Annotated in this window: 15 protein-coding genes; 11 read left to right on the plus strand and 4 right to left on the minus strand. The window is 65.0% G+C overall.

Features of this window, described 5'->3' with window-relative positions; translation table 11 throughout:
• The 3 genes from mobH to A612_RS07265 all read right to left on the minus strand — a co-directional run.
• Positions 1 to 1174, minus strand: a 1174-nt coding sequence (gene mobH, locus A612_RS07255; RefSeq protein ID WP_040436296.1) for a MobH family relaxase, incomplete at its 3' end; no start/stop codon positions are given.
• A gap of 201 nt (positions 1175 to 1375) precedes the next feature.
• The gene (locus A612_RS07260; RefSeq protein WP_019373846.1) at positions 1376 to 2296 is read right to left on the minus strand and encodes a nucleotidyl transferase AbiEii/AbiGii toxin family protein; all 921 of its coding nucleotides are present in this window, start codon (positions 2294 to 2296) and stop codon (positions 1376 to 1378) included.
• Entirely contained in the window at positions 2289 to 3047 is a 759-nt protein-coding gene (locus A612_RS07265) for a type IV toxin-antitoxin system AbiEi family antitoxin domain-containing protein (RefSeq protein WP_040436287.1), read from the minus strand. The genes A612_RS07260 and A612_RS07265 overlap by 8 nt, the downstream gene beginning before the upstream one ends.
• 228 nt (positions 3048 to 3275) lie before the next feature.
• On the opposite strand from A612_RS07265, the gene A612_RS07270 reads away from it, so the two are divergent.
• Positions 3276 to 3644 carry a DUF3742 family protein gene (locus A612_RS07270; RefSeq protein ID WP_081501133.1) on the plus strand — a complete coding sequence of 123 codons (369 nt, stop codon included), beginning with the start codon at positions 3276 to 3278 and terminating at the stop codon, positions 3642 to 3644.
• 16 nt (positions 3645 to 3660) lie between these two features.
• Here A612_RS07270 and A612_RS18100 read toward each other — a convergent pair whose 3' ends face one another.
• On the minus strand, positions 3661 to 4464 hold the full coding sequence (locus tag A612_RS18100) for a conjugal transfer protein TraG N-terminal domain-containing protein (RefSeq protein WP_478212053.1): 804 nt from the start codon (positions 4462 to 4464) through the stop codon (positions 3661 to 3663).
• A 284-nt stretch (positions 4465 to 4748) separates the two neighbouring features.
• On the opposite strand from A612_RS18100, the gene A612_RS07280 reads away from it, so the two are divergent.
• The 10 genes from A612_RS07280 (at position 4749) to A612_RS07325 (ending at position 15227) form a co-directional block, all read left to right on the plus strand.
• Positions 4749 to 5030 (plus strand): helix-turn-helix domain-containing protein, encoded by a 282-nt coding sequence (locus A612_RS07280; protein WP_019373850.1) that lies wholly within the window; start codon positions 4749 to 4751, stop codon positions 5028 to 5030.
• Positions 5031 to 5062: 32 nt separating this feature from the next.
• A complete protein-coding gene (locus tag A612_RS07285; RefSeq protein ID WP_019373851.1) occupies positions 5063 to 5632 on the plus strand; it encodes an Hsp20/alpha crystallin family protein in 570 nt (189 codons plus the stop codon).
• A 93-nt stretch (positions 5633 to 5725) separates the two neighbouring features.
• The gene (gene clpK / locus A612_RS07290) at positions 5726 to 8575 is read left to right on the plus strand and encodes a heat shock survival AAA family ATPase ClpK (RefSeq protein ID WP_019373852.1); all 2850 of its coding nucleotides are present in this window, start codon (positions 5726 to 5728) and stop codon (positions 8573 to 8575) included.
• A 17-nt stretch (positions 8576 to 8592) separates the two neighbouring features.
• Positions 8593 to 10023: a cardiolipin synthase gene (gene cls, locus A612_RS07295; protein WP_019373853.1), complete on the plus strand. Its 1431-nt coding sequence runs from the start codon at positions 8593 to 8595 to the stop codon at positions 10021 to 10023.
• Between the two features lie 27 nt (positions 10024 to 10050).
• Positions 10051 to 11931, plus strand: coding sequence for an ATP-dependent zinc metalloprotease FtsH (ftsH, locus tag A612_RS07300; protein WP_019373854.1), 1881 nt, complete (start codon positions 10051 to 10053; stop codon positions 11929 to 11931).
• Positions 11928 to 12368 carry a heat resistance system thioredoxin Trx-GI gene (gene trx-GI / locus A612_RS07305; protein WP_019373855.1) on the plus strand — a complete coding sequence of 147 codons (441 nt, stop codon included), beginning with the start codon at positions 11928 to 11930 and terminating at the stop codon, positions 12366 to 12368. The genes ftsH and trx-GI overlap by 4 nt, the downstream gene beginning before the upstream one ends.
• Before the next feature lie 3 nt (positions 12369 to 12371).
• Positions 12372 to 12614, plus strand: coding sequence for a hypothetical protein (locus tag A612_RS07310; protein WP_040436288.1), 243 nt, complete (start codon positions 12372 to 12374; stop codon positions 12612 to 12614).
• Positions 12611 to 13108 carry a heat resistance protein PsiE-GI gene (gene psiE-GI, locus A612_RS07315; RefSeq protein WP_040436289.1) on the plus strand — a complete coding sequence of 166 codons (498 nt, stop codon included), beginning with the start codon at positions 12611 to 12613 and terminating at the stop codon, positions 13106 to 13108. The genes A612_RS07310 and psiE-GI overlap by 4 nt, the downstream gene beginning before the upstream one ends.
• Complete coding sequence (locus tag A612_RS07320) at positions 13086 to 14051, plus strand: zinc metalloprotease HtpX (RefSeq protein WP_040436290.1); 966 nt, start codon at positions 13086 to 13088, stop codon at positions 14049 to 14051. Before psiE-GI ends, A612_RS07320 begins: the two co-directional genes overlap by 23 nt.
• 24 nt (positions 14052 to 14075) lie before the next feature.
• Positions 14076 to 15227: a S1C family serine protease gene (locus tag A612_RS07325; RefSeq protein ID WP_019373858.1), complete on the plus strand. Its 1152-nt coding sequence runs from the start codon at positions 14076 to 14078 to the stop codon at positions 15225 to 15227.
• Positions 15228 to 15241: the final 14 nt, after the last annotated feature.

Below are 15241 nucleotides of genomic sequence, written 5' to 3' on the forward strand. Positions count from 1 at the left end.
CCAGCGGCGGCGGCTCCGCCTGTTCCTCTTCGACCTGCACACGGCCTGCGAACGGCGCCGGCCGGTCGGCGGCATCCCAGATCATCGCCGGCGAGAGTTTCAGGAAGGTAAAGGCGTGCGACCAGCCGGCGTCGCTGGTGACGGTAGCCTTCCAGATCGCCTTGCCATCCGGCGTCGGTTGCACGATGCCGTGATCCTGCAGCACGTTGAACACCGCCGTGTTGCTCGCCGGGATGCCGTCGAAGCCCTGCGACAGCAGATGTGCGCGCAGCTTGTCGGAGACGGTCTTGCTCACCAGCCACAAGGCGTCTTGGGTCAGCCAACCGTCCGCCGGGCCGGCCTGGTTCAACTTGAACGCTTCCTTGAGCAGGTAGCGCAAGCCGTCGAGCAATTTGCGTTGCAGCGCATGCTTGGGCGCCGCCAGCGCCTTGCTGGGATCGCCGCCGAGTTCCTGGGCGACCGATGCCTGGTCGGCCTGCACGACCAACTCGCCGAGCGTGCCGGCGTGCTCGTACTGGCCGGCCAGCACGTAGAGCAGCGCGGCCCAGAGGTCGGGATAGCCGCTGAGCCAGTCGAAGATGTCCCGATCGAGAAGGCGCGCGTAGAGCAGCCCGGTGGCGGCGCTGTGCAGGCGGTACTCGCGCTCCTTTCGGTAACGAAAGCGGTAGGGCTTTCGCAGCGGGCCGTGCCAGGGATGCCAGACGCTGCCGTCGGCATGCTCGACGTGCAGATCGACGGCAATCTTGCCGATGTCGTGCAGCAGGGCCGCGTAGGCCGTGCCTGCGGTCCAGGCTTCGGCCTGGGCCGCCTGTGCTTCCGGCGTGACGCCCGCAGGCAGCAGGTATGACTGCCGCAGCTTCAGCGCATAGACGACGATCTCCAGGCCGTGGTCCAGCATGCCGCCCGGATAGGCGTGGTGGTGGTTCTCGGAGGCCGGGAACTGCTGGACCAGCTCGGCGTAGCGCTCCAGTGGGGCGAGGTAGAGCGTGGCGAACTGCCGGCGCGAGAGCGATGTGCGCTGCCAGATGTGTTCCAGCAGTTTCTGCCGGCGCGGCGTGGCCAGCAGCGATGCGGCCGACTCCGGCCGCATCGACCCTTTTGGAGTTTCGATGGCGGAGGTGGGCGGTGTGCCGGCGGCGGGTGGCACCCTTTTGCGCTGGAACAGCGAGAGCATGGCGAACCCCGGATGACGGGCTGCTCGGGGCGCCTTTTGGCCTTTTCAGGATAGGGCCTTTCCCCTTGGCGCCCTTCCTTTGCCCCTTCCCAGCCCTTTGGCCTTTGTCGGAGCCTTTGGGTATAGGGCCGCTGCTTCGTGGATGCCACGATGAATGCGGCATGGGGCAATCCCGGCAAGCCGGAAGCTGCGGGATGTTCGTCAGCTCTGGCCCAAGCCGGTGTCGAGGGCGGCGGATTGCGCTGCGAAGTCGTCGGGACGGCGCTTGCGGAAGGTTTCGAGATTGGCGAGCTTCCAGCGCAGTGCCGGCAGTTGCGCGGCGTGCTGGCATTGCACCAGCGACCAGTCCGGTTCTGCGCGCGCCAGCCCGCTCAGAAACTGCTTGTGCGCGGTGCTCAGTCGCTGTGGCAGCTCGCGCCGCATCCTGGCGCGAGCGTCGAGCAGTGTCTCCAGGGAGCAGTCCACTTCGGTCATGCCGACAAAGGCCCGCTCGTACTCGCCGGCGATGTCCTTGTCGTTACCGAACAGCACTTCGTGGGGCGGCCGGTTGTGGCCCGCCAGATAGATCACGAAGCACTCGACCATGCCGTCGCTGATGTCGCCCGATTCGTAGAGCTGCCACACGTCGAACAGGTCGCGGGGGTGCTGTCGATCCAGCGCGGCCACCAGCTTGCTGGCGTACAGCTCGTCCGGTGCCAGAACCGGCAGCTCGAACTCGACGCCGAACAGATCGCTGGTCTTGGCGCTCAGCGGCCGCCGCTCGACGGGCAGCACGCTGCCGCGGAACACGACATTGACCTCGATCTTCACCTGGCTGGCGTCGTTCTCGACGATCAGCTTGGTGTCTCCCAGGTCCTTGGCGCGAACCAGGCGTGTCTGCACGCCCAGTGGCGCAACGCGCGTGGCGATGGCGGCCAGCTCCTGGTTGATGGCTTGCAGCGCTTCGTCGCGCGGCGTCTGCCACGGGAGGTACACCACGTCGATGTCCACCGAAAGGCGCGGCATGTCCCGCACGAAGAGGTTGATGGCCGTGCCGCCCTTCATGGCGAAGATGTCGTTGGCGAACACGTCGGGCGCGACGGCCAGCAGCAGGCGAACGGTGTCCGCGTAGGTCTTATCCATGAGGTCTCAGGCTCAGCAAGGTGCCGTCATCGAGCCGGCTCATCCAGCGCGTGTTGCTGCCGGTGCGAACCGGGTACTGCTCCAGCAGGGCATCGACATCCACGAGGCTGGTCTCGCGCGCCCAGGTGAGGAACAGGCGCACGGCCTTCACGCTGGTGCAGCAGGACAGCAGTTGTCCGAGCAAGTCCTTGCGGGGGGAACGCAGTCCATCAAAGAGGTTGCGGGCCTCTTCGAGGCTCTGCTTGACGCCGGCTTCGTACAGCAGCTCCAGAACGGCACGCTCGGGGGCTGCCACCCGCAGATCCTCGGGCAGGCCAGGCGGCGTGGTCAGGGTCTTGCCGGCCAGCGCCGTGTCCGGCCAGTCGAACAGGCGGGCGTGGACATAGCGGGCCGGAAAGCGCGAGGTGAACCAGGCGGGCAACGCGAAACGACCGTCGCCCCACAGCACCAGCGTCTCCCGGCTGCCCAGGTTGTGCCGCACGCCCTGCAGGGCCAGGGCGCTCTTGCCGCCGACGTGCAGGCCGGGCACGCGCTGTTGCAGGAACTTCAGCGCACCGTAGACCCCGAACTCATCGTTCGGGAAGGCATAGACGCCATGGGCCAGGCGCACGAGCCACCCGCCGTCGGCATAGTGGGCGGCGAGCTGTGGCGACACCCCGAACTGGCTCAGGGTGGCAAGGTCGAACGGCGCCCCGCGGGGGAGTCCCGCCTGCAGCCGCTTGATTACCTGGTGCCTAGAATTTCCATCCATGTTATAAAGATAGCACGGAATCAAATCAGCCCCTAGAGCTATCGCAAAAACGCGCATGGAAAGTAGTATAAGGTTTGATTTATGTAGCGAAAACTAATCAAGCGTGACCCAGGCTGGCCCGACTCTGCCAGCCACAACCCGCCCTCCTGATCGCGGCCGATGCTGAGGGGCAGGCCACCACCGGCCGCTCCGCGAGGTGAGGCACCGCTGAAGCCGAGGCACATGAGCATGACCATCGACACGCATAACAGGCGCTGGAGCCGCCGGCTGGGCCGGGGGCCTGGCCGTGCCTGGCGTGGATACCTGCGCCGCGAGCAGCGTGTCGCCGGCTGGCTGGTGACGCGCGGGGCGCCCGCGGGCGCGGCGACGGCGGTGCTCTGGATCGTCAAGCTGGCCGTGCTCGGTGTGCTGCTCTATTCCGCGTTCTGGCTGGCCTTGCTGCTGGTCTTTGCGGCGATCTCTGCCTGGATGGTACGCAACGCTGATGCCGACGAAAGCAGTGATGATGACGAGCCTCAATGGCGAAACGGCCTGGACGGATACGGTCTCTACCGGGGCGAGGTACGCATCGACGGCGGCAGCGCGGACGACGAGTAGCTCGCCACTCTCGGCGCTACTTCGCCTTCGCTGCTTTGATTGCAAGGTCAGCGCCTTTGCCTCCCGCAGATTTGGCGCCATCGGTGGCTGCTGAGAGCATCTGCGAAATGTTGCCTACGCGGACACCAACCCACGCGAGCGCAGCTACCCAGAAACCCGGCAGCACGATGAACATCATCGCCATGACGAAGTTGAGCAGCATGTCGCCAAAGGCGTTGTTCAAGCCGATCAGCGGATCGAAGTTCGTGTGCGGCCTGTCCGCGCCAAACCCCCAGCCGTAGAGCGCATCCAGGATCGTGCTGTCGATCCAGCGTGCGAGATGGAACCAGAAGTCCACGAAGAACAGCGCGAACTGGACGCAGCTCACCGTCACCACCGTCTTCAGGTCGTAGGTGCCGATCAGCAGCACCAGCGGGATGCAGATGACGAGCGCCATCTTGAGCATCGTCAGCACCATCGGCAGCGCCTGGCGCACCACGTCCATCGCCGGAAAGAAGCCCAGCGAACCGACGGTCAGACCCAGGTCGCTCGCGCCGCGCGTCACCGGCACGAAGCGCATGTGCGGGCGGGTTGCCGCCTCGCAGATCGCTGCGGCATCGGCCGCACCGTTCTTGCGTCCCTTGCCGGCCATGCGGTAGGGCGTGACGAAGTGGCCTGCAATCAGCCGCGCATCCAGCCCATAGCCGCGCAGCTTGCGTGCCCAGTGATGCGCACCGCCGCAGGCCTCCAGGGCCACCAGGCAGCCGGGAGGCAGCTCCGCGCACCAGGCCGCAAACTTGTCAGCGGCCAGCGCCTTGGCAACCGCCACGCGCGCATCCACCGCATGCACCTAGATAACCCGCTTGGCCAGATCCACCCCGACTCGGGCAATCTCGTTCATGGACTTCCCCTTTCACATGGCTGCAGATTGATGACTTGGGGAGCACCATCGCGGTGGCAGCCAACATTTGTTTCCTGGCTGCTTACGATTGAGTCACATCAATCGGCCAGCAGATCGCTGGATGTTGACTCTTGACTTTCGGCATGTTAGGCGCAATATCTTGCAAAGTCTTGCAAGAATTTCCTCAGGCGAGGCCGCGTGACGACGGAACTTGTGGGGGTGGTATGACAGCGCGCCAGCAGGCGATCTTCACACTCGACGAGTTGGCTGCCTACTTGAAAGTCGGCAAGCGGACGCTTTACCGGCTCGCCTCGCACGGGGAGATTCCGGCCTTCAAGGTCGGCGGGACGTGGCGGTTTCGTCAAAGTGAAATCGATCGATGGATCAATGATCAGATCCAAGCAGGCAGAAAGAAGGAGGTGATACGCACAGATGAGCAGCCGAAGTCAGCGAAACATCCCGTGTTGCCTGGGCGCGCCATCCATAGCCGCAGGCAAACGGATTGAGTGAGTCTTCAATTGATTTCTGGAGGTATGACATGGACATTGATTTCAAGAAATTGGCTCCCTGGAACTGGTTCAAGAAAGAGCAGGAAGAACAACAGAGCACTGCCTCGCTGCCGGTGCAGCGCAATGACCTGCCGGTGGCGGGTGGGCCGGTCAGCCCCATCCTGCAATTGCATCGCGAGATCGATCGCCTGTTCGACGACGCGTTTCGAGGCTTCGGTTTCCCGACGCTGGCCATGCCACGCTGGCCGTCGGAGTGGCCGGGCCTGCTGAAACCGGCGCTGGACATCCAGGAGACCGACAAGCAGTACAAGATCGCCCTGGAACTGCCCGGCGTCGAGGAAAAAGACATCCAGATCACGCTCGACAACGACGTGCTGCTGGTGCGCGGTGAAAAGCGTCAGGAGCAGGAAACTAAAGACGGCGGTTTCCACCGGGTGGAGCGCTCCTACGGCAGCTTTCAGCGCGCTCTGAACCTGCCGGCCGATGCCAACCAGGACACGATCAAGGCCGCTTTCAAGAACGGCGTGCTCACGATCACGATGGAAAAGCGCGAGGCCAGTACGCCCAAGCAGGGGCGCTCGATCCCGATCAACGGCTGACGCGGGGCAGCGCGTTTTTCTCAAAAACCACAAAGAGATGAGGCACCGTGATCTGCGGTGCCTCGCCCAGTTAACCCTCTCAGGAGCATCAGCATGGCCAGAAAACAATGCCAAGTCTGCGGCCAGCCCGCCACGGTGCGGGTGGAAGCCAATCTCAATGGTCGCCACAGCACCATGCTGTTGTGTGACGATCACTATCGCCAACTGGTGCGCCAGCAAAAGCGCACCGTCTCACCGCTGGAAGCCTTGTTCGGCTTGCGCAGCGGGCTGTTCGAAGACTTCCTTGGCAGCGACTTCTTCCGCATCGGTGACGACGCACCGTCCATGGCGGCCGATACCGATGAGGTCGTCGATGCCTCGTTCGGCGAACCCGCCCCGGCCGGTACGGGCACCGCGCGCCGTCGCGGCAGTGGGCTCGCCAGCCGTATCAGCGAACAGTCCGAGGCCCTATTGCAGGAGGCCGCCCGACACGCTGCAGAGTTCGGGCGCGCCGAAGTCGATACCGAACACCTGCTGCTGGCGCTATCCGACAGCGACGTGGTCAAGACCATCCTGGGGCAGTTCAGGATCAAGGTCGATGACCTCAAGCGACAGATCGAATCCGAAGCCAAGCGCGGCGACAAGCCGTTCGAGGGCGAGATCGGCGTGTCGCCCCGGGTCAAGGACGCGCTCAGCCGTGCTTTCGTGGCCTCCAACGAACTCGGCCACTCTTATGTCGGGCCGGAGCATTTCCTGATCGGGCTGGCCGAGGAAGGCGAAGGTTTGGCGGCCAACCTGCTGCGCCGTTACGGCCTCACGCCGCAAGCGCTGCGCCAGCAGGTAAGCAAGGTGGTCGGCAAAGGTGCCGAGGATGGCCGCGCCGAGACGCCGACCAACACGCCCGAGCTGGATAAATACTCGCGAGACCTCACCAAAATGGCGCGCGAGGGCAAGCTCGATCCGGTTATCGGCCGCGCGCAGGAGATCGAGACCACCATCGAGGTGCTGGCCCGGCGCAAGAAAAACAATCCGGTGCTGATCGGCGAGCCCGGCGTCGGCAAGACCGCCATCGTCGAAGGGCTGGCGCAGCGCATGGTGGCCGGCGAAGTGCCTGAGACGCTGCGTGACAAGCGCCTGGTCGAACTCAACATCAATGCCATGGTGGCCGGCGCCAAGTACCGCGGCGAGTTCGAGGAGCGCGTGCAGAAGGTGCTCAAGGAAGTGACCGAGCACCAGGGGGAGCTGATTCTCTTCATCGACGAGGTGCACACCATCGTCGGTGCCGGCCAGGGTGGCGGCGAAGGCGGGCTGGACGTGGCCAACGTGTTCAAGCCGATGATGGCGCGCGGCGAACTGAACCTGATCGGCGCCACCACGCTCAACGAGTATCAGAAGTACATCGAGAAGGACGCCGCGCTGGAGCGTCGCTTCCAGCCGGTGATGGTGCCGGAGCCGACGGTAGCGCAGACCATTATGATCTTGCGCGGCCTGCGCGACACCTTCGAGGCGCACCACAAGGTCAGCATCACCGACGATGCGATCATCGCCGCCGCCGAGTTGTCGGACCGCTACATCACCGCGCGCTTCTTGCCCGACAAAGCCATCGATCTGCTCGACCAGGCGGCCGCACGCGTAAAGCTGTCGGCCACGGCCCGCCCGGTGGCGGTGCAAGAGCTGGAGTCCGAACTGCACCAGCTGCGGCGTGAGCAGGACTATGTGGCCTCGCGCAAGCAGTACGACAAGGCCGCCGAGCTGGGCAAGCGCATCGAGGCCAAGGAGGCCGAACTCAAGAAGCTCGTCGAGGAATGGGAACGCGAGCGCGCCTCGGGCAGCGCCGAAGTCAAGGCCGAGCATGTCGCGCAGATCGTCTCGCGCCTGACCGGCATTCCGGTCAACGAGCTGACGGTGGAAGAACGCGAGAAGCTGCTGCATCTGGAGCAGCGGCTGCACGAGCGCCTGGTGGGCCAGGACGAAGCGGTGCGCGCGGTGGCCGATGCCGTGCGGTTGTCGCGCGCGGGCCTGCGCGAGGGCAGCAAGCCGGTGGCGACTTTCCTGTTCCTCGGACCGACCGGCGTGGGCAAGACCGAACTCGCCAAGGCGCTGGCCGAGTCGATCTATGGCGATGAAGGTGCGCTGCTGCGCATCGACATGTCCGAGTACGGTGAACGCCATACCGTGGCACGCCTGGTGGGGGCGCCTCCGGGTTACGTCGGCTACGACGAGGGTGGCCAGCTCACCGAGAAGGTGCGGCGCAAACCCTACAGCGTGTTGCTGCTGGACGAGATCGAGAAGGCTCACCCCGACGTCTACAACATCCTGCTGCAGGTGTTCGACGACGGGCGGCTCACCGACGGCAAGGGCCGGGTGGTGGATTTCACCAATACCATCATCATCGCCACCTCGAACTTGGGCTCGGACATCATCCAGCGTCGGCTGAAGGCCCGTGGCGCCGCCGGCGAGGAATACGAGAAGACCAAGTCCGAGGTGATGGACGTGCTGCGCGGACACTTCCGCCCCGAGTTCCTCAACCGCATCGACGAGATCATCGTCTTCCATGCGCTGGGCAAGGAGGAGATCCGCCATATCGTCGGCCTGCAGCTCGATCGTGTGGCCCGCAACGCCGCCAGCCAGGGCGTGACGCTGACCTTCGATCAGACCTTGATCGATCACTTCGCGGAGGAAGGCTACAAGCCCGAGTTCGGCGCGCGCGAGCTCAAGCGGCTGATCCGCAGCGAGCTGGAAACTGCTCTGGCGCGCGAGATGCTGGGTGGCGGCATCGGCAAGGGCGATCACGCCAGCGCTCGCTGGGATGACAAGGCCGAGCGGGTGATTTTCGAGCGCAAGGAGCCACCAGTGAAGCCGGTCGAGCCTGAGAAGCCTGATGCCGCGAAAGTGGCAGAGGCGCCGTCGAGCGACGAAAGCAAGGCGACGCGCAAGAAAAAGCCGGCGGGCGGCGAATCTTGAGTCATGGGGAGGCTGTCGTGTCCGACCTCAACGGGCTGACATGGGCAGCCACCCTCGTGTCGCTTGCGGTCGCCATTTCGGCGGCAGGGCACGCGGTCATCTACAAGCGTGACCCGCGCTCGGCCACGCTGTGGGTGCTGCTGATCGCTCTGTTGCCGCTGGGCGGTTCGCTGTTGTACTTGCTGTTCGGTATTAACCGCTACCAGCGGCGCGCGCGGCGGCTCTTCCCAGGTGCAGATCCTGCTGTTCAGCAGGACCTCTCGCCCACGATGCCCGAGGCTGTATCGCCGCCGCTTGCCGGTCTGGCCCACCTGGTGGGACGCGCCACCGGCCAGTCGCTGACCGGCGGCAACCGTATCGAGCCGCTCATCGATGGCGAGCAGGCCTACCCGGCCATGCTCGCCGCCATCGAATCGGCGCGGCACAGCGTCGCCTTGGCCTCGTACATCTTCGACAGCCAAGGCATCGGGGCGCTGTTCGTCGATGCGCTGCGCCGGGCTCATGAGCGCGGCGTGCAAGTGCGGGTGCTGATCGACGACGTGTATGCCCGCTGGACGCCCAGCAGCGCCTACCGCGCCTTGCAGCGCGCCGGCGTTCCGGCGGCGACGTTTAACCCGACGTTGATTCCCGCGCGCCTGCATGCCGCGCATCTGCGCAATCACCGCAAGCTGCTGGTGATCGATGGCGAGACGGGTTTCACCGGCGGCATGAACATCTTCAGCCCGTATTGGCGGCCCGATGCGCCGGGCGAGGCCTGTCACGATTTGCACTTTCGTCTGCGCGGGCCGGTGGTTGCGCATCTGATGCGGTGCTTCACCGACGATTGGTGCGATACCACGGGCGAGCGGCTCAGCAAGGGTTACTGGGGCGAACCGCCCGCAACGGCTGATGAGCAAGGAACCTCTTGGGCGCGCGGCATCGAGGCCGGTCCCGATGAGGCCCTGGACCGGCTGCGCTGGACCTTCATGGGCGCTTTGAGCGCGGCGAAGCATTCGGTGCGCATCTGGACACCTTACTTCGTGCCCGATCAGCCGATGATCGCGGCGCTGAGCACGGCCGCGTTGCGCGGCGTGCGCGTCGAGGTGCTGACGCCCGCAAACGGCGACCATCCCACGGTGCAATGGGCCGCGCGCGCCCACTACTGGCAGGTGCTGGAGCACGGTGTGCGCATCTTCGAACGGCCTGGCCCGTTCGACCACAGCAAGCTGATGCTGATAGACGGCCAGTGGTGCTGCCTGGGTTCGGCCAATTGGGATGCGCGCAGCCTGCGCCTCAACTTCGAGTTCAATGTGGAGGTGTACGACACCGCGCTGTCTACGCGGCTGGAATCCCTTTTTGATGCCGCTCGTGATGCGTCGGGCGAGATATCGGCGAAGGCGTTGCGCGCCCACCCGCTGGCCATCCGCTTGCGCGACGGGGTGGCCCGTCTGTTCACCCCCATTCTCTAGCGACACGACTTGCGAGGAACATTGCCCATGGAAAAGAAAGATCAATGGAACATTGGCTACTGGATCGTCGCCGGCCTGTTGCTGCTGACGCTGCAGAACTACTGGCAGGCGGCCAAGACCGTCGAGCCCGTGCCCTACAGCGAATTCGAGAAGGCGCTGGCCGAGGGGCGCATCGCCGAAGTGCTGGTGTCGGACCGCACGGTCACCGGGCGCCTGAAATCGCCGGACAGCCAGGGCAAGACCACCATCGTGGCCACTCGCGTCGAACCCGACCTGGCCGAGCGGCTGTCCAAGTACGACGTGCCCTATGCGCGGGCGGTGGAAAGCACCTGGCTGCGTGATGTGCTCTCCTGGATTCTGCCGGCGGTGGCCTTCTTCGGCGTCTGGTTCTTCCTGTTCCGCCGCTTCGCCGAGAAGCAGGGCATGGGTGGCTTCCTGAGCATCGGCAAGAGCCGTGCCAAGGTATTCATGGAGAAGAACACTGGCGTGACCTTTGCCGATGTCGCTGGCGTCGATGAAGCCAAGGCGGAGTTGGTTGAGATCGTCGATTTCCTCAAGAATCCGCAGGAGTATGGACGGCTCGGGGCGCGCATTCCCAAGGGCGTGTTGCTGGTCGGCCCACCGGGCACCGGCAAGACATTGCTGGCCAAGGCTGTTGCCGGCGAGGCGGCGGTGCCCTTCTTCTCCATCTCCGGATCAGAGTTTGTCGAGATGTTCGTCGGCGTGGGTGCGGCCCGTGTGCGCGACCTGTTCGAGCAGGCCCGCGGGCAGGCGCCGGCCATCATCTTCATCGACGAGCTCGATGCGCTGGGCCGCGCGCGCGGCGTCGGCGGCCCCATCGGCGGCCACGACGAGCGTGAGCAGACGCTCAACCAGCTGCTCACCGAGATGGACGGCTTCGACAGCTCGGTGGGGCTGATCATCCTCGCCGCCACCAACCGGCCTGAAATTCTCGATCAGGCGCTTTTGCGCGCCGGTCGCTTCGACCGCCAGGTGCTGGTGGACCGTCCTGATAAGAAAGGCCGTCTCGATATCCTGAAGGTGCACGTCAAGAAGGTTACCCTGGCCAGTGATGTCGATCTCGAACAAGTCGCGGCGTTGACGACCGGCTTTTCTGGTGCCGACCTAGCCAACCTGGTTAACGAAGCGGCGCTGGCTGCCACCCGGCGCAAGGCCCGTGCGGTCGAGCTGCAGGACTTCACTGCAGCGATCGAGCGCATCGTCGCCGGCTTGGAGAAGCGCAACCGTGTCCTCAACCCGAAGGAGCGCGAGACGGTGGCCTATCACGAGATGGGCCATGCCTTGGTGGCGCTGGCGCTACCAGGCACAGACCCGGTACACAAGATATCGATCATTCCGCGCGGCATCGGCGCACTGGGCTACACGCTGCAACGCCCCACCGAGGACCGGTTCCTGATGACGCGCGCCGATCTGGAGCACAAGATCGCCGTACTGTTGGGCGGGCGCGCCGCAGAGAAGTTGGTGTTTGGCGAACTGTCGACCGGTGCCGCAGACGATCTGGCGCGGGCCACCGACATCGCGCGCGACATGATCACCCGCTTTGGCATGGACGAGGGACTCGGCTACATCGCGTTTGAGGCGCAGCGGCCGCGTTTTCTCGACGTCCCCGAGCTGGCCCAAGGTGGTTGCCGGGTGGCGGAATCCACCCAGGCGCGCATCGATCAGGCGATCCGCGACATCGTGATGGGCGTGTTCGAGCGCGCCTACCGGATTCTCGATACCAACCGCGCGGTGCTGGAGCGCTGCGCGCGCGAACTGCTGGCGCGGGAAACCCTGGACGAAAACGACATCCGTCAGCTGACCCAGGGGCTGAAGTCCGAATCCCGCGACTCGGCGCCCCCCCAGTCCGAAACCTCACTCTCTACATCCCAAGGGGCCACACCATGAGCGAACACCTTCACATCGTCTGCCCGCATTGCCAGTCCATCAACCGTGTGCCGGCCGCCAAGCTCGCGGATCAACCTAACTGTGGCCGCTGCCAGCAGCCCTTGTTCACGGGCGAGCCCATCGAGTTGACCACGGCGACATTCGGGCGCCACGTGGAGCACAGCGATCTTCCTTTGCTTGTCGATTTCTGGGCGCCGTGGTGCGGGCCTTGCAAGATGATGGCACCGCAGTTTCAGCAAGCGGCGCGCCAGCTCGAACCCTGGATCAGGCTGGCGAAGGTGAACACCGAGGCTGAGCCGCACCTGGCCGCGCAGTTCGGTATCCGCAGCATTCCGACGCTGGCCCTGTTCCAAGGTGGGCGGGAGATCGGGCGTCAGGCGGGCGCCATGGGCGCGCAGCACATCGTGCGCTGGGCAAAGGCGCAGGTTGGGCGCTGATCGATGCAGAGCCTGCTGAGCGTCACGCTGATATTGCTAGTGGGGTGCAGTGTGGCGGCCGTGGTGACGGCTGCGTTCAGAGTACCCACCTTGCTGGGTTATCAGCAGTCCTTTGCCGCAGCCCTTGGGTTGACGGAACAGGTAATGTCGGCGCTGGACATGCCGGCCGAGATAGTCGAACGAAACATCAGTGCAATGCGCCATCGTCCCGACAGCGACAATTTCGCAGGGAGTCCATCTGCATGAAGTCAACAGGCCGCAATCCATTTCAGGTCTTGCGTGACCAATGGGCCGTCATGAGTTTATACGAGCGTTTCGAGCAGGTCGTCGCCCTCGTGCTGTCGGCGGTGATTGCCGTCATCATCGTGGTGTCGCTGTTCCAGCTCATCTCTATCGTCTTCACGCTGCTGGTCCTCGATGCCTTCAATCCCCTGGACCACAAGGTGTTCCAGAGCGTGTTCGGCATGATCATGACGCTTTTGATCGCGATGGAGTTCAAGCATTCCATCGTGCGCGTGGCGCTGCGTCGGGACAGCATCATCCAGGTCAAGACCGTGATCCTCATCGCTCTGATCGCGCTGGCGCGCAAGTTCGTGGTCCTCGACCCCGAGGTGAGCCCCGCCAAAATCGCCGCGCTGGCAGGCGCCACACTGGCGCTCGGTGCCACTTACTGGCTGCTGCGCGAGCGCGACGACCGTGCCGCCGAGACATCTGAGCATGCCCCGTCATCATCCCAGTGACCCGCGCGCGGCGTTGTTGCAACACCGCTGGCTCAACCGCCTGCAGACCGGGCTGTTGGTCCTGACCCTGATCGGGATCGCAGCCACCGCAGGAAGCCTGCTGTTCGGGGAAAGCGGCCTGTGGCTCGCGCTGTTTGCAGTTGCAGGCACGTTGTTGCTGGAACCGGCAGCCGCATCCGCCTTGACCTTGCGCCTGTACCGCGCGCGGGCCCTGCACCCGCACGAAGCCCCCGAGATTTGGGCCCTGTTGAGCGAGCTGTCCGCCCGTGCCGGTTTGCCCGCCACGCCGGTGCCGCACTATGTGCCCAGTGCCGTCGTCAACGCCTTCGCCACCGGATCGAAGCAGGAGGCATCGATCGCCCTCACCGATGGCCTGCTGCGCCGCCTGAGCCCACGCGAGCTGGCGGGTGTGCTCGCGCACGAGATCGCGCACATCGCCAATGAGGATCTGCGCGTCATGGGGCTGGCGGATTCCGTCAGTCGCCTCACGAGCCTACTGGCGATGGTCGGACAGATCGCTATTGTGTTCAGCTTGCCCGCACTGCTGGCCGGCGCGGTGGCGGTCAATTGGCCTGGACTGCTTCTGCTGGCCGCCTCGCCCCAGCTGGCCCTGCTCGCACAGCTCGGCTTGTCTCGCGTGCGTGAGTTCGACGCTGACCGCCTCGCTGCGGAACTGACTGGCGACCCGCAGGGGCTTGCGTCCGCGCTGGCGAAAATCGAGCGGGTCAGCCGCTCCTGGCGTGCCTGGTTGTGGCCGGGATGGGGCAATCCCGAACCCTCCTGGTTGCGCACGCATCCGGCCACGCAAGAACGCATCTCACGCCTACTGACGTTGGCGCCTGGGCCAGCATCAGCGTTGCCACTCCACGCGCCCCATTTCTTGCCGGAATCTGCTGTGACGCCGCGCCCGCCGCGCTGGCGCCCGAGCGGGCTATGGCGCTGATTGCCTATCAACAGGAGACTTCTCATGGCCTACCCCGACCCGTACCAACGTCCCGCGCCGGACCACTTCGTCCGGCGCTGGCTCTTCATCACCGCCTGTATTGCCGCGCTCATGCTGCTGTGGCAGTTCCTGCCCGCCATCGAGGCATGGTTCAGTCCGCGCGAGGCGGCAGAGCGCACCGTGACGGCGCGCGGCGACTTGGCGGCGGACGAAAAGGCCACCATCGAACTGTTCGAAAAATCGCGCGCCTCGGTGGTCTACATCACCACCGCGCAATTAGTACGCGATGTCTGGACGCGTAACGTCTTCTCCGTGCCGCGTGGCACCGGCTCGGGCTTCATCTGGGACGACGCCGGCCACGTCGTCACCAACTTCCACGTCATCCAGGGCGCGTCCGAAGCCACCGTCAAACTGGCCGACGGCCGCGACTACCAGGCCGCGCTGGTGGGGGCCAGCCCAGCACACGACATCGCCGTACTCAAAATCGGCGTCGGCTTCAAACGCCCGCCTGCCGTGCCGGTCGGCACCAGCGCCGACCTCAAGGTGGGACAGAAGGTGTTTGCTATCGGCAACCCCTTTGGCCTGGACTGGACGCTCACCACCGGCATCGTCTCCGCGCTCGACCGCTCGTTACCGGGAGAAGCGGGCGGCCCGGCCATTGATCACCTGATTCAGACCGACGCCGCCATTAACCCCGGCAACTCGGGCGGCCCCCTGCTCGATTCGGCCGGTCGGCTTATCGGCATCAACACGGCGATCTACAGCCCCTCCGGCGCCTCGGCCGGGATTGGGTTCGCCGTGCCGGTGGACACCGTCATGCGCGTAGTCCCGCAACTCATCAAGACTGGTAAGTACATCCGTCCGGCGCTGGGCATTGAGGTGGACGAACAACTCAATCAGCGCCTGCTGGCGCTGACTGGAGGCAAGGGCGTGTTCGTGCTGCGTGTCACCCCCGGCTCGGCAGCGCACAAAGCCGGGCTCGCTGGGGTCGAGATTACCCCACAAGGCATCGTGCCCGGCGACCGCATCGTTCGCATCGACGGCACGGCGATCGACGATGTGGCCAAGCTGCTCGCCCGGCTCGACGACAGGAAGGTCGGCGATGTCGTAGTCTTGTCCGTGGAGCGGGCCGGCAAATCGCGCGAGGTGCGTGTGGAGCTGCAACCCGGGAATTGATTGAACTGAACCTG

The sequence above is a fragment of the Melaminivora alkalimesophila genome, assembly GCF_000282995.1.
GTDB classification, from domain to species: Bacteria; Pseudomonadota; Gammaproteobacteria; order Burkholderiales; family Burkholderiaceae_C; genus Melaminivora; species Melaminivora alkalimesophila.